At 74.4% G+C, this 22769-nt stretch carries 19 protein-coding genes and 1 tRNA gene; 7 read left to right on the top strand and 13 right to left on the bottom strand.

The window, feature by feature from the left end:
* Positions 1-10 precede the first annotated feature (10 nt).
* Positions 11-1225, bottom strand: a complete 1215-nt coding sequence (locus tag D5H75_RS43995) for a cytochrome P450 (RefSeq protein WP_119925652.1) — start codon at positions 1223-1225, stop codon at positions 11-13.
* 16 nt (positions 1226-1241) lie between these two features.
* On the bottom strand, positions 1242-1829 hold the full coding sequence (locus D5H75_RS07870; RefSeq protein ID WP_119925651.1) for a hypothetical protein: 588 nt from the start codon (positions 1827-1829) through the stop codon (positions 1242-1244).
* Positions 1830-1886: 57 nt separating this feature from the next.
* Here D5H75_RS07870 and D5H75_RS07865 point away from each other — a divergent pair, with 57 nt between their 5' ends.
* The 3 genes from D5H75_RS07865 to D5H75_RS07855 all read left to right on the top strand — a co-directional run bounded on the left by D5H75_RS07865 (position 1887) and on the right by D5H75_RS07855 (position 4156).
* Complete coding sequence (locus tag D5H75_RS07865) at positions 1887-2498, top strand: TetR/AcrR family transcriptional regulator (protein WP_119925650.1); 612 nt, start codon at positions 1887-1889, stop codon at positions 2496-2498.
* Between the two features lie 126 nt (positions 2499-2624).
* Positions 2625-2963: an MmcQ/YjbR family DNA-binding protein gene (locus tag D5H75_RS07860; RefSeq protein WP_422673504.1), complete on the top strand. Its 339-nt coding sequence runs from the start codon at positions 2625-2627 to the stop codon at positions 2961-2963.
* Between the two features lie 152 nt (positions 2964-3115).
* The gene (locus tag D5H75_RS07855) at positions 3116-4156 is read left to right on the top strand and encodes a hypothetical protein (protein WP_119925648.1); all 1041 of its coding nucleotides are present in this window, start codon (positions 3116-3118) and stop codon (positions 4154-4156) included.
* Between the two features lie 25 nt (positions 4157-4181).
* Here the strand turns inward: D5H75_RS07855 and D5H75_RS07850 are convergent, their stop codons facing one another.
* Positions 4182-5033, bottom strand: coding sequence for a DUF72 domain-containing protein (locus D5H75_RS07850; protein ID WP_119925647.1), 852 nt, complete (start codon positions 5031-5033; stop codon positions 4182-4184).
* 211 nt (positions 5034-5244) lie between these two features.
* On the opposite strand from D5H75_RS07850, the gene D5H75_RS07845 reads away from it, so the two are divergent.
* A complete protein-coding gene (locus D5H75_RS07845) occupies positions 5245-6789 on the top strand; it encodes a right-handed parallel beta-helix repeat-containing protein (protein ID WP_119925646.1) in 1545 nt (514 codons plus the stop codon).
* Between the two features lie 18 nt (positions 6790-6807).
* Here D5H75_RS07845 and D5H75_RS07840 read toward each other — a convergent pair whose 3' ends face one another.
* The 3 genes from D5H75_RS07840 to D5H75_RS07830 all read right to left on the bottom strand — a co-directional run bounded on the left by D5H75_RS07840 (position 6808) and on the right by D5H75_RS07830 (position 8257).
* The gene (locus tag D5H75_RS07840) at positions 6808-7260 is read right to left on the bottom strand and encodes a GNAT family N-acetyltransferase (RefSeq protein WP_422673403.1); all 453 of its coding nucleotides are present in this window, start codon (positions 7258-7260) and stop codon (positions 6808-6810) included.
* A 114-nt stretch (positions 7261-7374) separates the two neighbouring features.
* Positions 7375-7446, bottom strand: a tRNA-Met gene (locus D5H75_RS07835).
* Between the two features lie 154 nt (positions 7447-7600).
* A complete protein-coding gene (locus D5H75_RS07830) occupies positions 7601-8257 on the bottom strand; it encodes a Crp/Fnr family transcriptional regulator (RefSeq protein WP_202637925.1) in 657 nt (218 codons plus the stop codon).
* Positions 8258-8330: 73 nt separating this feature from the next.
* Between D5H75_RS07830 and D5H75_RS07825 the strand changes: the two genes are divergently transcribed.
* The 3 genes from D5H75_RS07825 (at position 8331) to D5H75_RS07815 (ending at position 12425) form a co-directional block, all read left to right on the top strand.
* Positions 8331-8600, top strand: a complete 270-nt coding sequence (locus D5H75_RS07825) for a YciI family protein (protein WP_119925644.1) — start codon at positions 8331-8333, stop codon at positions 8598-8600.
* A gap of 124 nt (positions 8601-8724) precedes the next feature.
* The gene (locus D5H75_RS07820) at positions 8725-10656 is read left to right on the top strand and encodes a Xaa-Pro dipeptidyl-peptidase (RefSeq protein ID WP_242454049.1); all 1932 of its coding nucleotides are present in this window, start codon (positions 8725-8727) and stop codon (positions 10654-10656) included.
* A 554-nt stretch (positions 10657-11210) separates the two neighbouring features.
* Entirely contained in the window at positions 11211-12425 is a 1215-nt protein-coding gene (locus D5H75_RS07815) for a helix-turn-helix transcriptional regulator (protein WP_119925642.1), read from the top strand.
* Positions 12426-12501: 76 nt separating this feature from the next.
* Here the strand turns inward: D5H75_RS07815 and D5H75_RS07810 are convergent, their stop codons facing one another.
* From D5H75_RS07810 to D5H75_RS07775, 7 genes are all read right to left on the bottom strand, one after another.
* Positions 12502-15591 (bottom strand): amidohydrolase family protein, encoded by a 3090-nt coding sequence (locus tag D5H75_RS07810; RefSeq protein WP_119925641.1) that lies wholly within the window; start codon positions 15589-15591, stop codon positions 12502-12504.
* A 7-nt stretch (positions 15592-15598) separates the two neighbouring features.
* Positions 15599-16465, bottom strand: coding sequence for a N5-glutamine methyltransferase family protein (locus D5H75_RS07805; RefSeq protein ID WP_119925640.1), 867 nt, complete (start codon positions 16463-16465; stop codon positions 15599-15601).
* Positions 16462-17700, bottom strand: coding sequence for an aminotransferase class I/II-fold pyridoxal phosphate-dependent enzyme (locus D5H75_RS07800; RefSeq protein ID WP_119925639.1), 1239 nt, complete (start codon positions 17698-17700; stop codon positions 16462-16464). Before D5H75_RS07800 ends, D5H75_RS07805 begins: the two co-directional genes overlap by 4 nt.
* The gene (locus tag D5H75_RS07795) at positions 17697-18596 is read right to left on the bottom strand and encodes a prephenate dehydrogenase/arogenate dehydrogenase family protein (RefSeq protein ID WP_119925638.1); all 900 of its coding nucleotides are present in this window, start codon (positions 18594-18596) and stop codon (positions 17697-17699) included. The genes D5H75_RS07800 and D5H75_RS07795 overlap by 4 nt, the downstream gene beginning before the upstream one ends.
* The gene (pabB, locus tag D5H75_RS07790) at positions 18593-20839 is read right to left on the bottom strand and encodes an aminodeoxychorismate synthase component I (RefSeq protein WP_202637924.1); all 2247 of its coding nucleotides are present in this window, start codon (positions 20837-20839) and stop codon (positions 18593-18595) included. Before pabB ends, D5H75_RS07795 begins: the two co-directional genes overlap by 4 nt.
* A 39-nt stretch (positions 20840-20878) precedes the next feature.
* Complete coding sequence (locus D5H75_RS07780) at positions 20879-21187, bottom strand: chorismate mutase family protein (RefSeq protein ID WP_119925637.1); 309 nt, start codon at positions 21185-21187, stop codon at positions 20879-20881.
* Positions 21188-21252: 65 nt separating this feature from the next.
* Positions 21253-22602 (bottom strand): phenylacetate--CoA ligase family protein, encoded by a 1350-nt coding sequence (locus tag D5H75_RS07775; protein ID WP_202637923.1) that lies wholly within the window; start codon positions 22600-22602, stop codon positions 21253-21255.
* Between the last annotated feature and the right edge of the window lie 167 nt (positions 22603-22769).

Raw genomic sequence — 22769 nt, 5'->3', positions numbered from 1 at the left:
GGGGCCGGGCTCAGCCGGTCGTGATGGGGACGGTGGCGGGGCCGCGGAGGTTGATGCGGCCGTTCCAGGTGACCTCCCCGTCGAGGGCGAGGCCGGGGAAGCGGGAGGTCAGCCGGGTCAGGGCGACGCGGCCCTCCAGCCGGGCCAGATGGGCCCCCAGGCAGAAGTGCGGGCCGCCGCCGAAGGAGAGGTGGCGGCGGGCGTCGGGGCGGTCCAGGCGGAGCCGGTCCGCGTCCGGGCCCCAGAAGGACTCGTCGCGGTTGGCCGAGGCGAGCACCACGGACACGAACGAGTCCGGCGGGATGACGCGGCCGCCCACGGCGTACGGCTCGACGGTGACGCGCCGGGTCTGCTGGACCGGGCTGTCGTAGCGGAGGAGCTCCTCGACGGCGTTGGCGCCCAGCTCCGGATGGGCGCGCAGCAGCGCGAGCTGGCCGGGGTTGCGCAGCAGCGCGACGGTCCCGCCGGCGATCAGGTTGACCGTCGTCTCGTGCCCGGCCACGTACAGCAGGACCACCTGGGCGGCGAGCTCGTCGTCGCTGAGGACGTCCCCGTCCTCCTCGGCGGCGATGAGCGCGCTCAGCAGGTCGTCCGCGGGCTCGGCGCGCTTGCGGGCGATGAGCTCGCGGGCGACCGCGTCGAGGCCGGCCCTGGCCCGGTCGATGGCGTCGAGGACCTCCTCCTCGAAGACGGGTTCGAGGGCGCGCACGAGGGTGCCGCTCATGTCCCGGATCGCCGCGTGCTCCGCCGGGTCCGTGCCGAGCATCCGGGAGATCACGGCGAACGGGAGCGGGAACGCCAGCGAGGTCACCAGGTCCGCCCGGCCGGCCTCCTCGATCTCGTCCAGGTAGCCGTCCACGAGGCGGGCGATCTCCGGTTCGAGGGCGGCGATCCGGCGCGGCGTGAACACGCGGGACACCAGGGAACGCAGCCGGGTGTGGTCGGGCGGGTCCCGGTCGAGCATGGACAGCGTGAGGGTGCCCTGGTCCTGGCTCCGCAGCCGGTCCCGGACCTCGGCCAGGGGGCCGGTCCGGATCCGCCCCTCGTCCACCGAGAGGCCGGCGCGCAGGGCCTCCGCGGCGTCCTCGTAGCGCGACAGGATCCAGAACCCGAGCGGGTGCTCCTGCACCGGGTCGGCCTCGCGGAGGCGGCTGTAGGCGGGGTACGGGTCGTCGGTGAAGCCGGGCTCGAACGGGTTGAACATCGTCTCGGGGGTCGCGGTCATCGGTGTCCTCCGATGGTCATGCGCACGAACGGCGCGGGAACGGCAGCCGCCCGCACAGCCGTACGGCTCGCGCGGGCGGCGAGGCGGCGGGTGAGGCCGCGGGGACGGCCCGCCGGGGCGGGACCGGGTGGAGGTTCCGCGCGGATTCCGCGTTCCGCGCGTTCCCGGGGGCTTGCGGGGCGGGGGCGTCGGCGGGGGGAAGCGTCGCCGCGTCCGCCGGATCCGCCGCGCCCGCCGCGCCCGCCGCGCCCGCCGCGGCGAGGGTGCGGCGGTGGCGCGCGTGCAGGGCGGCCAGGTCCGGGTGGTCGTGGTGCGCGTCGAGCAGCAGCCGGGCCGCGGGCATCGCGGCGGCCAGCTCGCCCCGGAGCCGGGCCAGCGCGGGGGCCAGGTCCGCCGGCCGCTCCTCCAGCACCGCGTCGAGCCGGGCGTCGAAGGCCCGGTACCACCGCGCCTGGACCTCCCTGAGCAGCCCGCCGAGCCCCCCGAACTCCGCCTCGACCTCCGCCGCGAGATCACGGGGCACCTCGGGCCGCCCGGCCGCCGCGACGCCGTCCAGGACCCGCCTGACCAGGCGGTGACGGCGATGTACGTCGTTCCACGCCATCGTGAAACACCTACTCAATGTCGGTTACATACACTGTGTATGTTGTATTCTTCGTGCATGCCACCCGTCAAGAGCCGCAGGGAGCAGTACTCGGAGGCGACCAGGGCGGCGCTGCTCGACGCGGCGACGCGCCGGTTCGCCCGGTACGGCTACGCGGGCACGGCCCTGGAGGACGTCGCGTCCGACATCCAGGCGACCCGCGGCGCGGTCTACCACCACTTCGCCGGCAAGACCGCCCTCTTCCAGGCGGTGGTGGAGGCCCTGGAGGCCGACGTGATGGCCCGCATCCTGGAGGCGGCCGCCACCGAGGCCGACCCGTGGGACGGCGCGCTGGCCGCCCTCGACGTGTTCCTCGACCGCTGCTGCGACCCGGTCTACGGCCGCGTCGTGTGGCAGGAGGGGCCGATCGCCCTCGGCTGGAAGTGCTGGCACGAGCTCGAGCTCAAGTACGCCTACGGCCTGGTCGAGCAGCTCCTGCTCACCCTCCAGGCGGCCGGCCACCTGCCCGCCCTGCCCCTGGAACCCATGACCCGCATCACCTTCCACATCCTCGGGGCCGCCGGCATGGCCCTCGCCGAGGCCCCGGAGCCCGACAAGGCCCGGGTCCGCGCCGAATACCGCCAGGCCATCACCCACCTCCTGGCCGGCGCCCGCGTCGCCCGCCCCTGACCGCCCCCGCCGTACCCCCTGGCGTACGGCGGGCCGTACGCCCCGGCCCGGGCGCCGATGCGGAGAATGTCGGCGGGTGCTGGTAGACCATGGGGCATGGGTGTCACTGTTGACGAGTTCCTGGAGATGCTGGAGCGGCTGCCGGCGGTGAAGCAGGGCGCGGGGGGCGACTGGATCTCCTTCAAGGTGCGCGACAAGGGCTTCGGCTACCTGTGGGAGAAGACCCGCACCGTCGGCCTCAAGGCCACCCTGGAGGAGCAGCGCGCCCTGGTCGCCGAGCGGCCCGATGTCTTCGAGAGGCAGTTCGACGCCGGCCGCTTCGGCTGGGTCGTCGTCCACCTCGACAAGATCGACCCCGACGAGCTCTTCGAGCTGACCGTCGAGGCCTGGTGCCTCACCGCCCCCGCCCCGATGGTCGAGGAGTTCGAGTCGTCAGAATTGGCCGCCCGCCTTTTCGGCGCGTGACACCGCCCGTTATCCCATTGCCGCAAAAAGGCCGGCCCACGCCCTGAGATCGCCGCGCGCATTTCGTGACCGCTGTGTCCGGAGTGGCGGAAATCTGATGTCTCGCCAAATCCCGGAGCGGGTATGGGTTCTGTGGAGAGGTCGACTGTTCCATGGCGGCGGTCCCGGATCCCTCGGGCGGTGGCATGCGCAAATGGTTTTCCAGGATTCGGGACCAGGTCGATAACTACCTCGCGCTCACCCTCGCCGTCGTCTTCAGCGTCCTCGGCCTCCTCAACCTCAGCGACGCCGAGGTCATGGGAAACGCCATGCTCGCCACCCTGGCCGTCCTGGCCTTCTCCATGATCCGCGACCGCGCCCGGCGCAACGAAGAGCGCGAAGCCGAGGGGGCGGCGCTCCGGGAGACCGCGGATCGCCTCGGGAAGGGCCTGGTGACCCTGCGCCGTCTGGAGGAGGCGGTCACCAGGTTCGACGATGTGCGCGGCGCGCTGGCGGGAGTGGCCGAGCTGGAAGTGGTGACCGGCGAGCGGGCCATCGCGGCCGCTTTCGAGGCCGCGCGCGAGCACACCGATTTCTGGGAATTCAAAGGCGGCACCGGCACCTATCTGCGCGCCAGGACGCTGCCTGAGCTGGCGATGCGCGCCAGGCGCAGGAACCAGCCAATCAAGGTGCGCGTGGACATACTGGATCCGTCCGACATCGGGGTGTGCTCGGGTTACGCGGCATTCAATGCCGCGCACGAGCTGTCGTCGCCAGGCGGCGAGCCATGGGATGTCCGGCTCGTGCGCCTGAACTGTTACGCGACCGTCCTGGCCGCCTGCTGGTATTGGCGGCACTCGCCCCTGGAGGTCGAGCTCGGGTTGTCCTCGACCTGGTCATCACAGCGCTTCGACGTCAGCGCCACCTGCATGCTCACCACCGTCTGCGGCAACGGCTGGCCCGCCTACCGGCTTCCGGCCGAGGGCCGTCTCCACGCCGATTACCGGACGGCCCTCGCGGTCGCCTTCAGGCAGGCGCGAACCCTTCCGATCAAGGATGCGGCCGGCGTGCCGCTGGCCCTCTCCCCGGCTCCCGACGAGGTTCCCGGGCTTTTCGCCCGGCTCGGCCTGGATCTCGACCCGGCCTTCGGTGGCGACGAGGTCAAGCGAATCGTTCACCTGGCGGTCAGCGCGCGGAATCCCTACGACGATTGAGCCGGACCCTCTCCTCCCGCCCCGTCTAGAAAAGGGTCAGGGGTTCGGTTTCCGTGGGGGTGGGGAGGGCGGGGAGGGTGGGGAGACGGGTGCGGATCTGGGCGTGGAAGCGGCGGGCCAGGGGGAGGGCCTCGGCGTTGTCGGGGGTGTGGATGAAGACGGTGGGGGAGCGGCCCTCGGCGAGCCAGGCGGTGACCTTCTCCGTCCAGGGGGCCCAGCCGTTCTCCGTCTCCTCGGCGGAGTCGCGGCCTATGTAGCGGATTATGGGATGGGCCGTGAGCGCTTCGCGGCGGCTGGGGAGGCGTGGTTTCTTGGTCCAGGATTCGCGCTCGGCGTCGGTGGCGGGCGGGGCGCGGAAAAGGGTCTCGGTGTCGAAGGGGATCCATTCGGCGCCCGCGCGGGTGAGGACCTGTTCCAGGCGGCGCTCGGCGCGGGGGTCGGTGAAGAACGCGGGGTGCCGCACCTCCACGGCGTAGCGGTGGGCCCGGGGGAGGCGGTGGAGGAAGGACGCCAGAGAGCCCAGGTCGGTGGGGCCGAACGCGGCCGGGAGCTGGATCCACAGGGCGTGCGCCCGGGGGCCGAGGGGTTCGATCGCGTCCAGGAAGGCGGTCAGGTCCTCGCCGGTGTCCGCGAGGCGGCGTTCGTGGGTGATCGTCCTGGGCAGCTTGAGGACGAAGCGGAAGTCCTCGTCCGTCTGCGCCGCCCAGGTCTCCACCGTGCTCCTCGCCGGGGTCGCGTAGAAGGTGGTGTTGCCCTCCACCGCGTTGCACCAGGTGGCGTACGCCCGCAGGCGCTCGGCCGGCGCGAGCGGATGGGGGAGGAAGCGCCCGCGCCACGGCGCGTGAGTCCACATCGCGCATCCCACATGAAGCCGCATGGGCCCGACCTTATCGCCCGCCGCCGCGCCGCCGCCCCTGGCCGCGATGGCCGCCCCCGCGCGCGAAGGCCCTCTCCGGCCCGTGCGGCTCGCGGCGGTGGGGCGCGTACGGCTCGCGGCCGGGCGCGTGCCGTACCGGGGGAGGAGGACGGTAGAGGCGGGGCGGGCGGGGTAGGAGGGGCGGGCCTGGGATGGCGAGGAGGGGGAGGCCGTGCCGGACGTCGGGGGGCTGGTGGTCGACGCGCGGGAGCGCGGGCTGGCCGGGGACGGGGTGACGAACGATCAGCCGGCGCTGGCCGCGCTGGTGAACGAGCTGGGGCGGGCCTGCGCGCGCGACGGGCTGCGGCGCGCCATCCGGTGCCCGGCCGGGGTGTACCTGATCAGGGGCGCGGGGACCGTGTGGCGCAGCGGGGTCTCGCTGCTGGGGGACGGGCCGGGCCTGACACGGTTCGTGCTGTCCAACGAGGGCAGCCCGGGCGTGCCGGTGCCGCTGGCGTACTTCACCGCGCTCCAGCACGGGGCGAGCCGGGAGCACCACGTCGCCGACTGCACGTTCGCCGGCTTCGAGATCGACGGGTCGCGCGTGGAGCTGGACCGGTACGACCCGCTGGCCAAGGGCCTCGGGCTCCAGTACGTCCTGCGCGGGCGGTTCCGGGACCTGTACGTCCACCACACGGCGGCGACGGGCCTGGGCTGCGACTTCCTGCAGGACACGATCGTGTCGGGGGTCCTGGCCGAGGGCTGCGGGCGGCTGGACACCGGGCAGCAGATGGGCGGGGCCGGGATCGGCATCGGCATCGGCGGCTGGGGCGCGAGCGAGCGCCTGGTCATCAGCGCGTGCGCCGCGGTGGGCAACGGCACGAACGGGATCTTCCTGGAGCTCCAGCAGGCCGACTGGGTCCGCCCGCGCGGCATCACGATCACCGGCTGCCACGCCTCCGACAACCGCCTGGGCATCTCCGACTGGGGCGCGGAGGGGCTGGTGGTGACCGGGTGCACGATGACCGGGAACCACATCGCCGGGTTCGACGTGTCCGGGCACGGCACGTCGCAGGTGGCCGGGCGCGGCGGGCTGGTGACCGGCTGCCTGATCGACGGGAACGTCCGCGAGGGCGTCGTGATCGGCGACACGCCGGGGCCGTACGCGATCCGCGGCAACCGGATCAGCGACAACGGCGGCCACGGGTACCGCCACTACGACTTCGTGCACCGGGGGAGCCCCGCCGAGGCGATCGTGGTGGAGGACAACGACGTCTTCGGGAACGCGCTGGACGGCATCCACGTGGCGGCCCGGATGAACGACGGCTTCATCACCGGCAACCGGGTGCGCGACAACGGCGGCCGCGGCGAGCCCGCCGCCTCGGGGACCGTGGGCCGCTGCACCGAGACGTCCCTGCGCGACCCGGCGGCGAACTGGCGCACCGACGGGCATCGCGGCAAGACCGTGACCGTGGGCGCGCAGGACGCGATCGTCACCGGGAACAGCGCCGACGAGCTGGCCCTCGCGCCCTACCGCCCGGGCGCGACCACCGCCTGGCGCCACGGCACCCCGCCCGCCGGCGAGCAGTACACCCTGTCCGCGGCCCCGCCCGTGCGCGGCGGCGTGGTCCTGAAGTCCACGCTGGCCGACCTCACCCTGCGCGGCAACCGCGTGTGGGACGCCAAGGGCGGCCAGACCCACGCCCTGTACGTCATCGACGAGTGCGACCCGGGCGACCTGTCCGGCAACGACCTGCGCGGCCCGGTCAGGGCCTGAGACCGCGGGGATCGGCGGCTACGCGGGCGTGCGGGTCATCGGGATGTGCGCGATCCCGTCCTCGTCGAACGCCGGGCCGGTGACCGCGAAGCCGTACCGCTCGTAGAAGCCCCGCAGGCCCGCCTGCGCGTCCAGCCGGGACACCCGCTCGCCGATCACGTCGAGCGCCGTCTGGACGAGCCGCCCGGCCAGTCCGCGCCCGCGCGCGTGCTTGGCGGTGGCGACCCGCCCGATCCGCGCGCTCCCGTCGGGCTCCTCCAGGATGCGCAGGTACGCCACGGGCCCGCCGCCGTCCTCGCACACCCACACGTGCCGCGCCCCCGGCTCGTCGTCCCGCCCGTCGATCTCCGGGTAGGCGCAGCCCTGCTCCACGACGAACACGTCCATCCGCAGCTTCAGCAGCGCGTACAGGGTGTCGACGCCGAGCTCGGAGAACGCCGCGACGCGGACCTCCATCTCCTCCACCCGCATGATCCTAGTCCCGCCCCCTCCACGGCCCCGGCGCTCCCGCCCCGCGCGGCGAGCCGCGCCCCCGGGCGCGCCCCGCGCTCTCCCGCGTCTTCGCGCGCCCCGGCGCGCGCACGGTGGCGGGTGCCGGAATCGAACCGGCCCGATGCGGCTTATGAAACCGCCGAGCACCCAGCACTCTCACCCGCCGTGACGATCACGGTCCCAGGGTCCCGGCCGCCGCCCCCGCACGGCAACGGATTTTCCCGCTGCTCCCTGCTCCCCGTTCCCCGCCCCGCTCCCGGCGCGCTCACCGGCCGTGGCCGCACGGGCCCATCCGAGGCTGCCACGGCCGGCCGTGGCCTCACGGTCGCTCCGCCAGCCGGTCCAGCGCCTGCCGGTCCAGGACTCGGACCGCGCCGGGGAGGAGCGTGATCAGGCCGTCCCGCTCCAGGGACTTCAGCGCCCGGTTGACGCTGACGCGGGTCGCGCCGACCTCCGCCGCCAGGCCGGACTGGCCCCCGTGCAGCGGGACCTGCCCGCCGGCGGCCCGCCGTACCAGCCAGGAGGCGACGCGGGCGGGGACGGGGAGCAGGGCGATGTCGGCGAGGCGGTCGCCGAGGTCGCAGACGGTCTCGGCGAGCGTGCGCAGCAGGCGGGCGGCCACGGCGGGCTCGGACTCCACGAGGGCCAGTACGGCGGCGCGCGGGAGGTAGGCGACCTCGACCGGCGTGAGCGCGGTCAGCGTGGCCAGGTGCGGGCGGCCCGCGATCAGGGCGGCCTTGTCGAAGGCACGCGGCGCGGCGGAGACGGCGGAGACCAGCTCGCGCCCGTCCGGGCCGGTCCTGGACGCCTTGACCCGGCCGCCGAGCAGGACCAGCAGGTGATCCACGGGGTCGCCGGCCGTGCACAGGATCTGCCCGGCCGGGTAGCGGCGGCGGCGCGCGGCGGACTCCAGCTCGCGCAGCCGCTCGGGGGGCAGGCCGCGCAGCATCGGCAGCCCGGCGAGCGAGGAGGTCATGTATCCCGTGATACAGCAGCGGCGTCGCCGACGTGACTGCGGGCCCGCCGCGGGCGGCCGTAGGTTGCCGGGCATGGCGAGATTCGTGCTTCAGATGACGTTCAAGGGCGACTCCGGCCGGCGGCTGGCGGCGCGGCCGGCCCACCGCGAGCACCTGCGGGGGCTGCTCGGCGCCGGGAAGCTGGTAACGGCGGGGCCCTGGGGCGACGACAGCGGGGCCCTGCACGTGTACGAGGTGGCGGGTGAGGAGGAGCTGCGGGAGATCCTCGCGCGAGATCCCTACACCGGGGCGGACGCCTATGAGATCACCCTGATCAGGGAGTGGCGGCCGATCCTGCCCTGACGGCGGCGGTCACGGGCGGATTGCGGGCGGGTCTCGAAAGCGTCAAGGCGTCTTGTCAGGTCACGATCTTGGCGAGATGTTGCGCTCGCTCTTCACTTCGTCCGGTTCGACCGGGAGGAACGGCGTGCCTAAGACAGCAGGGCGCGGCCTGGTGGCCGTGGTGCCGACGGCGCTCGCGATCGTGGTGGCGGGGATCCCGCCCGCGCACGCGGCCGCGGAACCGAGCATCAAGATCGAGCAGGGCCGGACGCAGCCGGTGTTCTCGTACGCCGACGCCGTGCGCGAGCACGTGTACGTCGAGGCGGACGTGGACAGCGACGGCGACGGGAAGAAGGACCGGGTCCGGGTGGACGTCATCCGGCCGAAGGAGTCCGGGCCGCGCCTCAAGGTGCCGGTGATCATCGACGAGAGTCCGTACTACGACAACTCCGGGCGCGGCAACGAGGCCGAGCGCAAGGTCTACGACGCCGCCGGGAACCTGGCGAGGTTCCCGCTGTTCTACGACAACTACTTCGTGCCGCGCGGCTACGCGGTGCTGAACGTGGACATGGTCGGCACGACGCGGTCCGACGGGTGCCCGGACACCGGCGGGCGGGCCGACGTGCTGGGCGGCAAGGCCGTGATCGACTGGCTGAACGGCCGCGCCCCGGCCTACCGTGCCGACGGCACGCCCGTCGCCGCCGACTGGACCACCGGCCAGGCCGCGATGATCGGCAAGTCGTACGACGGCACGCTGGCCAACGCGGTCGCCGCGACCGGCGTCGAGGGGCTGCGCACGATCGTGCCGATCTCCGCGATCAGCACGTGGTACCGCTACCAGCGGTCCAACGGCGTGATCTACAACTACGACTACATGTCCTGGCTGGCCAACTACGTGGACACCGACCCCGAGGCCAAGTGCGCCGCCGTACGGGCGAGGATGGACGCCGAGGACGCCGACGACACCGGCAACCACAACGAGTTCTGGCGCGAGCGCGACTACATCGCCGGGTCGCTGGCCGACGTGTCCAAGGTGAAGGCGAGCGTCTTCGCGATCCACACCACCAACGACCTCAACGTCAAGCCCGACCACTTCTCCGAGTGGTGGAAGGCCCTGGCGGCCAGGGGCGTCCCGCGCAAGGTGTGGGTGGGCCAGTACCACCACGTGGACCCGTTCGACTTCCGCCGTGACGTGTGGGTGGACACGCTGCACCGCTGGTTCGACCACTGGCTGCACGGCGTCCAGAACGGGATCATGCGCGAGCCCCGCGCCGACGTGCAGGTCGCCCCGGACCGGTGGATCACCCAGCGCGACTGGCCGGCGCCGCTCGCCGTGAAGGTGCCGCTGCACCCGCGCGCCGACGGCTCCCTCGGCCTGCTGCCCGCGGGCGGCGGCGCGTCCGCGACGTACACCGACGTCCGCCAGCCCGAGGACGCCATGGTCGCCGACGTGGGCACGCCCAAGCCGGGCCGGGCCGCGTTCGTCACCGGCGAGCTGCCGATCGACCTGCGCCTGTCCGGCACCCCCGTCGTGGACCTGCGGCTCAAGCTCGACCGGCCGACGGCGAACCTGACCGCGCTGCTCGTGGACTTCGGCACGGACACGCGCGTGGACTGGCGGCGCGGCCAGGGCATCACCACGATCGCCGAGGAGGACTGCCACGGCGAGTCCACCGCCGCCGACGACGCCTGCTACAAGAAGACCGTCACCAACGTCGCCGAGCAGCCCCTGGAGATCGTCGCCCGCGGCTGGATCGACGTGCAGAACCGGAACTCCCTGACCACGTCCGAGCCGCTGCCGCCCGGGGAGTACGGCCGGGTGCGGTGGCAGACCCTGCCCCACGACTACGTGTTCAAGAAGGGTCACCGCCTCGGCCTGGTGCTCGCGGGCACCGACGCGAACTTCAGCCAGGAGGCGGCCACCGGGGCGCAGGTGACCGTGGACCTGGCCGGGAGCAAGGTCCTGGTGCCGCTGGTGCTCAGCCGCCCGCTCGGCCAGTCGGACCTGAAGGCGAAGACGGAGTGGCGGGGGCCGGGCTTCATCCCGCTCCCGGTGCCGCGGGTGCCGTTCTTCTAGCCGTCTCGCGGGCGTCCCGAGAGCGTCCCGAGGGCGTCCCGCAGGGTCCTCCGGCCGCGCCCGTACGGCGGCGGGCGCGGCCCGGCGGGGAGCCGGGGCGGGCCGCGGTTCCACGGGGGCCCGGGCCACGGCATCGCCGTGGCCCGGGCCCTCCGGTTTCCCGGGCGCCGGCCGCGCCCTTCGTTTTCGCCGGCCTCGTTTCCCGGGAAACGGCGCGACCGGATTAATCCGTGCCGGGTTCGAGCGGATTTTCCCGGGACCACCAGCGTAAATGTGCGATTACATGACAGTAATCTTGACTCCTCGGTGGGGGCCTCTTAGTATCCCTATGGTGCGTAAATGAGGTGACAGTGAGACGCTGAGGAACGCCTACCGGCCGAAAACCATTTCCTGCGGATGGCTCCTCGATTCACTCATACCGATTATCGGGGTTTGTGACTTCGCGACCGCGGATCTGTCCTCCGCGATGCCGCGATATCCGTCAGAGGCGGAAATGGGCGCTTGATTCGGTACGGCCGTGATGGGCCGGGAGGCGCTCCGCTTCAGGGGGTTTGGTGTTCGTACTGCAAGGCGCGGCCAGGCCGGCCGCCGAGGTCCGTGCGCCGCGCAGGGCCGGGAGGGGCCTGCCCGAGGAGAGACTGCTGGAGCTGTACCTCTCGCGGATCGACGAGACGGACGTCGAGCTGGAGGTGCCCGACTGGCAGGACCCGGCGGTGGCGGCGTCGCTGATCGCGGAGGACGCGATGGCGCGGGGCCGCAACACCGTCTACGTCACCGGCGACGAGCTGGTCGACCCGGCGCTGACGCGATTCGACGCGATGCCCGGGGTCCGCGCGGTGCGGCTCCACGGCGCGCGGAACCCCCTGCGCGACCTGGTGGCCTATCACAACGCGCAGGCCCTGGGCGTGCTCGGCTTCTCCTCCTACTTCGGCGCCACCCCCCGCATCGACCCCGCCGACCTGGTGGTCCTCGACGCCGGGCGGATGCCCGAGGGGCTGGTCGGGAGCCTGTTCATGGTGCGGGTGGACCGGCGCCTGCAGCCCCAGGCGTACGGGGAACTGCGCGCGCTGCTCGGCCGGCCCGACCCCGGACGCCGCGGCGTGAAGGTGATCGAACCCCCGGAGTGGGCGCGCGTGGCGGGCCGCGCCGCCGAGCTCCTGACCGGCCTGCTCTGCGGGAACGAGACGCAGTTCGTCTGGCTGCGGCTGCAGCCGTTCCTGCGCGACTGCGAGGTCGTGGTGCGCCCCGACGACATCGAGATCCGGCCGCCGCACCGGATGCTCCGGGCGCTCCCGGGCTACCGGCACGCCGGGCAGCGGGTGCACCTGGGCGCGGCGTCCGGGGCCCGGGCCGCAGGCGAGGACGCCGGGGGGCCGGAGCGGCCGGAGACCGCCGCCCTCTCGCCCAGCGTCCGCTACGCCGTGGACTACCTGCGCGCCCGCTTCGCCGACCCGGACCTGACCCTGAACCAGGTCGCGCACGCGGTCTACGTCAGCCGCTACCACCTGTCCCGCAGCTTCCGCGACCAGACCGGGCAGCGCTTCATCGACTTCGTGACCATGCTGCGGATGAACGAGGCCCGGTTCCTGCTCAGGGAGACCGACACCTCCATCACCGACATCGCCCGCGCCGTCGGATATCGGGAACTCAGCCATTTCCAGCGGACTTTCAAGAAACGATTTGGAATGTCCGCATCCGGCTACCGGGCGGAGGCGCAGCGCCGCGAACTCGACGCGCGCTCCCGGGGACGTGGCCTGTCCCCGGTGTGACGCCCTGCGACACCGGAAACGCGAACAACGGTCGCGTTTCCGGTGATTTCCACGGAAATCCCGTTCCGCCCGCCGTTCAGTGGCAGCAGCTCTCCGGAGCCCACCCCGGGCGGTGCCAGTAGTGCTCCGCCCGGACCCTCGCCGACGCCCGCGGCGGCCCGGCCGTCACCGCCGCCGCGGCGGCCCTGGCCGGTGACCGGAACGGGGCGAGCAGGTCCGCCACCGTGTGCGGCACCCCCCGGACGAACACCGTCCGCACGGCCGCGGCGCTGCGGATGTCGGACAGCGGGTCGCCCTCGACGGCGACCAGGTCCGCGAACGCGCCGGGGGCGACCACGCCCAGCACGCCGCCGTACCCCAGCGCCCGCGCGGCGTCGCCGGTCGCCGTGAGCAGCGCCTCCCTGGGGGTGAAACCGTGCTTGACCAGCGCGCGGAGGTTCTGGTGGATGCTGATCCCGACGTCGTCGAGCGGGGCGTCGGTCCCCGCGACCACCAGCCCGCCCGCGCGGTGCACCCGCAGCAGCGCGTCCACCATCCCGGCGGTGATCCGGTGGTAGAGCTCCGCGTGCGGGCCGCCCGCGCCGTCGGCCTTGGCCACCAGCCGCTCGTACTCCCAGTCCGGGAACAGGACCCTCGTGCGCTCGTCCTCCACCAGCGAGCGGTCCTCGGCCAGCAGCCCGGTCGCGAAGATCGTCGTCGAGGACACCCACATCCCCGTCGCGGCCAGCAGCTCGACGGCGTCGGCGGACATCCGGTAGCGGTTGTGGCTGAGCGTGCGGGAGTAGCCGAGCCGGTGCCCGCCGCCCGGGTGCTCCATCCCGTCCAGCCCGCTGTGCGCCGCCGGGTACAGGTAGTGCGAGGTGACCGGGATCCCCGCGGCGTGCGCGCGCTCCACGGCCCGGCGCTCCAGCGGCACCGGCAGCCGCATGTACAGCTTGACCAGGTCGTAGTCGAGGCCGACGGCCCGGTCGAGCTCGCGCTCCAGTTGCGCGGCCGACATCGTGGTGCGCATGCAGTTGTAGGAGGCCCGGGTGCCGTCGATCGCCTCGCCGGAGCCGAGGTAGCGGGGGCCGACCCGGGTCCCGGCCTCCAGCGCCTCGCGGTTCTCGACCATCTGGTAGGCGGGGTCGCCGGGGGAGCGGCTGGTCGTGACGCCGTAGGCCAGCCATAAGCGGCCCTGCCGGTCGCCCCACTGCCGCCCCCGCATGTGCCAGTGGTTGTGGGTGTCGATCAGGCCCGGCAGCACGGTGAGGCCGGACAGGTCCACGACGCGGGCCCCGCCGGCCGCGCGGGAGGCCGTGGGCACGACCGCCGCGATCCGGTCCCCCTTGAGCACGATGTCGACCTCGTGCCGGAGCCCGCCCGCCCGGCCGTCCCACACCGCGCCCGCGCGGAGCACCACGTGCTCGGTCGCGCGGGCGGGCCGGTACGGCAGGGCGGCGGCCACCGTGCGCGGAGGGCCGCCGCCGAGGCCGGTGAGCCGCAGCCGCCCGTTGGACAGGTACAACAGCCGGTCGCCGCCCACGGACAGCGAGTCGGTCACCTCGCCGGTGAGCCGCACCGGCGGGCCGGTGATCACCCCGTCCGGGCCCGCGGGGACCCGCCAGGCCAGGCTCTCGGCGCCGAACACGAACCCCTCCCGCGTCCACAGCGGGCCGTCGTCGCCGCGCGTGGACAGCGAGCGCTCGGGCGCCACCGCCTGGTAGCGCGGCTCCCCGCCGGCCAGGTCCACGGTGAGGATCTGGTTGTGCCCGGCCCCGGTCCGCCGGGAGTACGGCCGCAGGGCCGCCAGCGCGAGGCGGCGCCCGTCGGGGGACCAGCTCGGCCGGCCCGGCTGGTAGAGCGCGGGCAGCACCTGGGCGGTGGTGCGGGAGGCGGTGTCCAGGACCCACACGGCCCCCGCCTCGTCCTGGTAGGCGATCTTCGTGCCGTCCGGCGAGACCCGGGGCGTGAGCTGCGCGTCCGGCGCGTCGGTCAGCCGCTCGGACTCGCCCGTGGCCAGGTCCAGCCGCCACAGGTTGGCGGTCCCGGCCCGGTCGCTGACGTAGACGAGGGAGCGGCCGTCCGGGGTGAAGTCGGGATCGGAGGCGAAGTAGCCGTCATCGACGACCTTGCGGGGGACGCCGCCGACCGGCAGCACCCACAGCGCGTTGAGCGCCCGGAAGGCCACCTGCCGGCCGTCCCTGGACAGCACCGGGCTCGCGATGCCCTTGGCCTGCCGTACGGCGGTGGCGCCCAGGTCGCGGGGCGCGCGGCGGTAGCGGCGGGCGGCCAGGGGCAGGGCGGCGGTGAACGCGATCTCGCGGGCCGGGCCGGTGAGCCGGCGGCGGCGGACGCGGCCGCCGGCGGTGTACAGGAACTCCTGGGCGGAGAGCCAGGCCACCGGCAGCGGCGGCAGGTCCTCCCCGGTGACCACCGCCTGGCCGCCGACCACCAGGTCGGCCGCCGGGCCGTCCGGCCTGATGTAGGTGAGGCGGCCGTCGGGGGCGAACCCGGGCGCGGCCAGGGTCGCGCTCCCGGTGACCGGGCGCTCGCGCCGCCCGCTCGCCAGGTCCAGGACCTCGATGGCGGTGTCGTCCACGAGGTAGGCGAGCCGCCGCCCGTCCGGCGACCAGGCCGGGGCGGCGTACGCCCCGTCGGCCTCGGTGACCGGGACCGGCCCGCCGCCGTCGAGGTCCATCAGCCAGATCCGGCTGCGGTTGCCCCGGTCCGAGGCGAACGCGATCCGCCTGCCGTCCGGGGAGAAGCACGGCTCGGTGTCGTAGGAGGGGCCGGAGGTGAGCCGCTCGGCCCGCCCGCCGTCCGGCGCGACCGTCCACACGTCGTACACCCCGTCGCGGAAGCTCTGGAACAGGACGCGCGCCCCGTCGGGGGAGAACCGCGGCCGGGACGCGTCGTGGTCGAGCGGGGTGATCAGCCGGGCCCGGCCGCCCGAGACGGGCAGCGTCCAGATGCCGCCGGCGACGTCGATGGCCAGCGTGCGGCCGTCGGGGGAGGCGGCGACCGAGAGGTTCGCGCTCTCCCGCACGGTCAGGGTGCGCGGGGCGGTCCCGGCCGCGGAGGGCGCGGCCGAGGCGGTCCCGGCTCCCTGGGCCAGCCAGGTGAGCCCGGTGCCGGCGGTGAGCGCGCCGCCGAGCCGCAGCGTCCGGCGCCGTGAGATGTCCATCGGGTTCCTAGATCCTTCGGGCGGTGGTGTAGCGGGGCAGGTCGTTGTGGTCGGTGTGGAAGGCGATGCCGGTGAAGACCTCCTGCTCGGCCAGCAGCGCCATCACCGCCGGGGCCTGCTCGTCGTCGTGCTCGATGGCGACCCCGCCGCCGGGGCGCAGCAGCCGGGCGGCGGCCGCGGTGATGGCGCGGATGACCACGAGGCCGTCGTGCCCGGAGAACAGCGCCGGGCGCGGCTGGTGCTCCTCCCACTCCGGGGGGAGCACGCGCCCCTCCACGACGAAGGGCGGGTTCGCCAGCAGCAGGTCGAGGCGGCCGTCGAGCCCGGAGAGCAGCCCGGGCGCGGTGACGTCGCCCTCGTGGAGGCGGATCGGGGTGTCCCCGGCCGCCGCGCGGCGCGCCATGTTCCGGCGGGCCCACCGCAGCGCCTCCGGGTCGAGTTCCACCGCGTGCACGACGGCGTCCGGGCGGGCGTGGGCGACGGCCAGCGCGATCGCGGCCGAGCCGGCGCACAGGTCGGCCACCACCGGGTCCCGTACGCCCTCCAGCACGTCCAGGCCCCAGGCCAGCAGGGGCTCGGTGTGCTTGCGGGGCACGAAGACGCCGGGGCCGACCTCGATCTCGATGCCGCCGAGGAAGGCGCGGCCGGTGAGGTACTCCAGCGGGGTCCGGGCCGCGCGGCGGCGGACGAGCGCCTGGAAGCGGTCGCGGGCGTCCGGGTCGAGGGCGGTGCCCGGAGGGAGGTCCGCGGCCGGGCGGCCGAGGACGTGGGCGGCCAGGGTCTCGGCGTCGCGGCGCGGGTCCCAGGCCCCCGCTCCGGCCAGCGTCTTCTCGGCGTCGTCCAGCGCCTCGCCCAGCGTCCGGGGGCCTGTCATCGCGTTCCTTCCAGGACCTTCGCGGCGCACTCCAGGTCGGCGCGCTCGTGCAGGGCGGACAGGGCGAACCGGGCCAGCCCGGTGCCCTTGGCCACGGTGGGGAAGAAGGCCGGCAGGATCAGGATCCCGGCCTCCTTCAGCGCGGCGGCGGCCCGGAACGCCTCCTCCTCGGTGGGGAAGAGCGCGCCGCGCACCGGCGAGCGCAGCCCCGCGTTGACCAGCCGCCCGCCGGTGAGCGCGTCGAACGTCTCGGCGTTGCGCCACAGCCGCTCCTGCAGCCGGGCGACCTCGCCGTTGACGTGCAGCTCGGCGGCGGCCACGTTCGCGGCGAGCAGCGGCAGCATGATCGAGTGCCCGAACACCAGCGGGTTGGCGAACTTCCGCAGCACCCGGACGTCGGCCTCGGACGGGACCAGGGCGAACCCGCCGGAGCCGCCGAAGGCCTTGGACAGCGAGCCCGCGATCACGACGTTCTCCGGCAGCCGCCCGCCGAGGGCCTCGTAGGCGTATCCCGCGCCGCGGGCCCCGGTGATGGAGATGCCGTGGGCGTCGTCGACGTAGAGATGCCCGCCGTACGGCCGCAGGGCCGCGAGGATGCCCGCGACGTCGATCAGGCCGCCCATCGACCCGACGCCGTCCACGAGCACCACCGGAGTCCTGCCGGTCTCGCCGACCTCCCGCAGCGCCCGGTCCAGCGAGCCGGGGTCCGCCAGGTCGAACCGGTGGGCGGGGCCGATCTGGCCGAGCAGGCCGCGCAGGATCTGCATCGAGGAATGCGCCGTCTTCTCGATCAGGAACGCCGACCCGGCCGGCGCGATCGGGTAGCCGGGCAGCGCCCCGGTGCCGAGCAGCGGCAGCAGCCCGAGGTGGACGGTGCCGACCGAGGTGAAGGCGACCGCGCGGCTGCCGCCGTACATCTGGGACAGCAGGTCCTCCAGCTCGTGGAGGTAGTGCGGGCGCATCCGGTTGCGGGAGGAGGAGAAGTGCACCCCGAAGCGGCGCAGCGCCTCCTCCGCCGCGGCGATCAGCGCCGGGTGCTCCTCCAGCCCCAGGTAGGAGCACGAGACGAACTCCAGCGCCTCGCCGCCGCCGGCGAGCACCACTCTCTTGCCCTTCCTGGCGGTGATGGTGTGCCCCGTCAGGCCCTCGTCGAAGGCCCGGTCGAGCGCGTCGGAGGTGCGGCTGATCCGGGATTCGACCCAGTTGGGGGACCGGGTGCTCTGCGGCTGGGTCATGTCTCCTCGCTTGGGGGTAGACCGTCGAACATGCGGGCGCAGAGGTCCGCGTGCGTGGGGAGCGCGCCGCCGAAGAAGGCCCGCAGCTCGCCGAACACCGCCTCGAACCCCGCCTCGTCGCCGTCGTCGACGAGGTCGGCGACGTGCCGGATCCCCTCGGCGAGGGCCTTGCGGGCGTCCGGGGCGTTCGGGTTGGCCGCCTGCACGTCCCAGTACACCTCCGGCGTCCCCGACGCCACGCGGGCGAGCAGCGCGAGCAGCGCGCGGTGCGGCGGCGGCGCGATCGGCGCCAGGTCGCAGGCCCCGACGCCGAGCCGGGTCAGCGCGACCCCGAAGCCCAGCACGGCCGCGTGGGTGAGCGCCTGCGACGCGGCGGCGAGCCGGTCGTGGTCCCCGGCGCCCACCGGCACCGGGCGGGCGCCCCACTCGGCCAGCAGCCGCAGCAGCTCGGCCGCGGCCGGGCCGTCCCGGACGACGACGGCGGCGACGGGCCTGCCGGGGAACCCGAGGGACGGGGCGAACATCGGGTTGAGGCTGACCGCCTCCACGCCGGAGACGGCGCGCAGCGCCGGGACCACCGACCGCTTCACCGACAGCGTGTCGGCGAGCAGCGCGCCGGGCCGCAGGTGCGGGGCGAGGACCGGCAGCGCGGCCAGCGCCGTGCGCTCGGGCACGGCCAGCAGCACCAGGTCCGCCGCGCGCAGCTCGGCGATCAGGGCCGGGCCCGGATCGGTGGCGTCGCCGCCCGCCCCCGGGTCGGCGGGGTCGGCCGGGACGGCGGGGTCGGCCACGGTCACGGCGGCCCCGGACGCCTTCAGGGCCTCGGCGAACAGGCCGCCCACCGCCCCCGCGCCGCCGATCACCACGCTCCTGCGGAGCAGCCGCACCCCCGTCACGAGGCGCCCCCGACGGCGGGCCGCAGCGCCGTCCGCGCGACCGCGGTGAGCACCGCCCGCGACTTGACCACGGTCTCCTCGAACTCCTCCACCGGGTCGGACAGCGCCACGATCGCGCCGCCCACGCCGAAGGTCAGCCGCTCGCCGGCGGCGACCAGGGTGCGGATGACGATGCTGAGGTCGGCGGCCCCCGCGAGGGAGAACCAGCCGACGGAGCCCGAGTAGACGCCGCGCGGCCCCTCTTCGAGCCGGTCGATGATCTCCATGGTCCGGACCTTGGGCGCCCCGGTCATCGAGCCGCCGGGGAACGCCGCCCGCACGCAGCTCACCGCCGACTCCTCCGGCCGCAGCGTGCCCCTGATGGTGGAGACGAGCTGGTGGACCGGCGCGTAGGTCTCCACGTCGAAGAGCACCGGCACGTGCACCGAGCCGATCTCGCACACCCGGTTGAGGTCGTTGCGCAGAAGATCGACGATCATCAGGTTCTCCGCGCGGTCCTTCTCCCGCACGGACAGGTCGAGCCGGAGCAGCTCGTCCTCCTCGGGGGTACGGCCGCGCGGCCGGGTGCCCTTGATCGGCTTGGACTCCACGACGCCGTCGGCGCCGACGGACAGGAACCGCTCCGGGGAGGCGCTGAGCACCGCCACCCCGGCGAAGTCCAGGAACGCGCCGTAGGGCACCGGGCTGATCCGCCGCAGCCGGGAGTAGGTGTGCGCCGGGTCGATCGTCTCGTCGACGGTGACCATGTTGGTCAGGCAGATCTCGTAGGACTCGCCGAGCCGGATCTCCGCCAGGCAGGCGCCGACCCGCTTGAGGTACTCCGCCCTGCCGTGCCGGGGCCGCGCGGTGCCCAGCCGGTCCATGTCGGTGGAGTCCTCGGCGGTGAGCGTGCCCGCGCCCCCGGGCTCCGGGCCGGGCCCGGGCAGGGCGAGGAGTCGCAGCGCCGTCTCGTCCAGCCACGCGACGGCCGCCGCGTCGTCGCCGCCCGCGCTCAGCGCCAGCAGGTACGAGCGGTGCTCCACGTGGTCGATCGCGAGCATCCGGTCGGCGAAGATGAGCGCGGCGTCGGGGGTCTCCGCCTCGTGGGCGGCCGACCCGGAGGTCTCCGCCTTCAGCTCGTACCCGAGGTAGCCCACGTAGCCGAGGTTGAAGTCGAACGGCAGGCCGGGCGGCACCGGGACGGCCCGGTGGCGCAGCCGGTCGTCCAGGTAGCCGAAGAAGTCCCGGGGGACGCGTTCCTCGGTGCCGTCGGAGCGGCGCACCCGCACGACGCGCTCGGCGACGCGGTAGGTGAGGTACTCGGCCAGCGGCCCCCGGTCGTCGCCGAGGAAGGAGAACCGCGACTGCCCCTCGCGGACCTCGCTCGTGTCGAGCCAGAAGCTGCGCGGCGACCCGGCGAACAGCTCGCGGTGCGCGGCGGCGGCGTCCGGCTCGTGCTGGATCTCGCGGACGTGCACCCGCAGGCCCGCCGGGCCGTGGCCCACCGGACCCCGCGCCGAGGGCGCCGAGGGCACGGGCGGCATGGGCGGGGAGAGCCGCGCGGCCGCCGGGGAGGGCGCCGCGGACGGCGTCCCCGCCGGGTCCGCAGCGCCACGCTCGCCGTACACGCCGCCACGGCGCGGCCCGGCGTCGCCCGCGTCGGCCGCGGGCGGTCCGCCGGGGGACGGGCCGCCGCCGAGCACGAGGTCGCGGAAGTTGGCCAGGAGCTGCCTGCCGTACTCGCTGCTGATCGACTCGGGGTGGAACTGCACGCCCCACAGCGGCGCCGTGCGGTGCCGCAGCGCCATGAGCACGCCGTCCTCGGTCCAGGCCACGGGTTCGAGCGCGCCGGAGAGCCGGGTGACGGTGAGCGAGTGGTAGCGCACCACCGAGAACGGCGAGGGCAGCCCGGCGAAGAGGCCGCCGCCGGTGTGGTAGACCAGCGAGCTGCGGCCGTGCATGGGCTCCGGCGCCAGGTCCACCGTGCCGCCGAGCAGGTGCGCGATGCCCTGGTGCCCGAGGCACACCCCGAGCACCGGGAGGCCGGAGGCGCGGATGGCCCGCGCGCTGCCGCCCATGTCGCGCCCGCGGTCGGGCCGCCCGGGGCCCGGGGAGATCACCACGGCGTCGAACTCCGCGGCCGGCCGGGCGGGCAGCTCCTCGTCGTTGCGCAGCACCGTCGGCGCCCGCCCGGTGACCTCGCCGAGGAGCTGGTACAGGTTGTAGGTGAACGAGTCGTAGTTGTCGATCAGCAGTGTCCGCATGGGCGGTTCGTTCTCCAGCGGTTCGTCTCTCCGGGGCCTTCAGGTGTCCGCGGCCGTCGCCGGGGACCCGATGACCAGGTCCTCGACCCGGCAGGTCTCGGCGATGACCAGGTCGTACAGCGAGCGCAGGAAGCGCTGGTCGATGTTGTGCTCCGCGCCGTAGCGGGCGGCCCGGTCCTGCACGACGCCGATGCGGTGCGGCTGCATCATCGGCACGCCGTGCTCCCGCTTGTGCTCGGCGATGCGCACGCACAGCTCGATGCGCTCCCGCAGCACGTCGAGCAGCCGCAGGTCGATGGCGTCCAGTTCGGCGCGGAGCGCCTCCAGCCGGGCTTCCGGCGTGCTCATCGGGTTCTCCTCCTGCTTCGTTCGGGTCCTGCGCCGGCCGGGTCCCGCTCCGCGCGGGCCCCGGGTCAGCCGGGCATCGGGTGGGCGTAGAGGACGGGGACCTTGCCGCGCTCGGTGCGCGCGAACAGCTCGGGGGAGACCCGCTCGACGGTGAACCCGCGGCACTGCGCGCTGGACAGGACGGCCCGCAACTGCTGCGCGCCGCTGAGGCAGTCGACGACCGCCTCCCGGGTGATCCACTCGGGGGTCCGGTTCGACAGCAGCAGCCGCAGCCGGTACCCGTGCTCCTCGGGCAGCACCTGGAGCTGGCAGTCGGCCGGCTCGGTGACCCCGAGCCGCCCGAGCCGGCCCAGCAGCAGGTCCGAGGACACCACCTCGGTGTCGATGTTCAGCGAGGTCGCCGTACGGCCGTGCAGGGTCAGCAGCCGCGCGGGGCTGCCGCAGGGGCACGGTGTGCCGCCGAACACGCCGACGTCGCCGATGCGGTAGCGGAACAGTGCCATCCCGGTGTCGCTGAGCGCGGTCACGATCACCTCGCCGGTCTCGCCGTCCGGCAGCGGCTCCCCCGTGCGCTCGTCGACGACCTCGACGACCACCGCGTCCTCGTGCACGTGGTGGGTCGCGTCGCCGGTCCGCTCGCACTGGTAGCCGATCGGGCCCGTCTCGGAGGTCGAGTACGCCAGGGAGCGCACCTTCACGTGCGGCGCGGCCTCGGCGATCATCCGCATGCGGGCCCGGCCCAGCAGCTCGCCGATGTAGAAGAAGTGGCGCAGCGAGGCCGTCCGCCCGGGTTCGGCCCCGGTCAGCACCTCGACGCCGTACCCCGGGTTGGACGCCAGGGCGTCCACCGCGTGCTCCGCGATGACCTCGGCGGTGTCGGCCGGGCTGGTCTGGCTGGCCAGGGGGTACGCCCGGGCGCCCGCCAGCCGGATCACCTCCTGGGTGAACAGGAAGGCGCCGCCGCTCAGCTCGGCGGGGTAGAAGCAGTTGGCGATCCGCCGGGGCGGGGCCGACCGGGACGCCGCCCGCAGCCCGCGCGCGCCCAGGGTGCTCACCTGCAGGTTGAACTCCCAGGAGTGGTACATCATCTTCGGCTTGCTGGAGGTCCCGCTCGACCGGAGCACCATCCCGGGCCCGTCCCCGCCGAGCAGGAACTCGTCGGAGTGCGGCGGGCTGCCGTCGGCCAGGTCGTCGCTGCCCAGCAGGGGGAGGCCGGCCAGGTCGGCGGTGGTCATGCCCGGCTTGAGGTCCGGCCAGCGGCGGCGCACGGCCGGGGTGCGCAGCGCGGCGTCGAGCATCGCGGCGAAGTTGCGCTCCCGCAGCCGCTCCAGCTCCGCGCGGTCGAGCGCGTCCAGGTCGCCGGCCAGGGTGATCCTCGACGACGCGGGGGGAGGTGAGCTGCCGACCGCCTTCATGGGCCGCTCCTGTCCGGGGGACGACGGGGCTGGGACTGCCCAGATATACCTGCCGGGAAATGCGCTGGGACCCCGCTGGAGGACAACCGGCAACAAACGCGGCATGGCGCAACAAGGGACGTGCACGACCGCAACAAATCACTCGCCGCGCGCCGCCCCGCCGAGCA

This window comes from Bailinhaonella thermotolerans (assembly GCF_003594875.1).
GTDB classification, from domain to species: Bacteria; Actinomycetota; Actinomycetes; order Streptosporangiales; family Streptosporangiaceae; genus Bailinhaonella; species Bailinhaonella thermotolerans.
The sequence above is the reverse complement of the archived record's forward strand: the minus strand, read 5'-3'. Positions and strand labels throughout refer to the sequence as shown.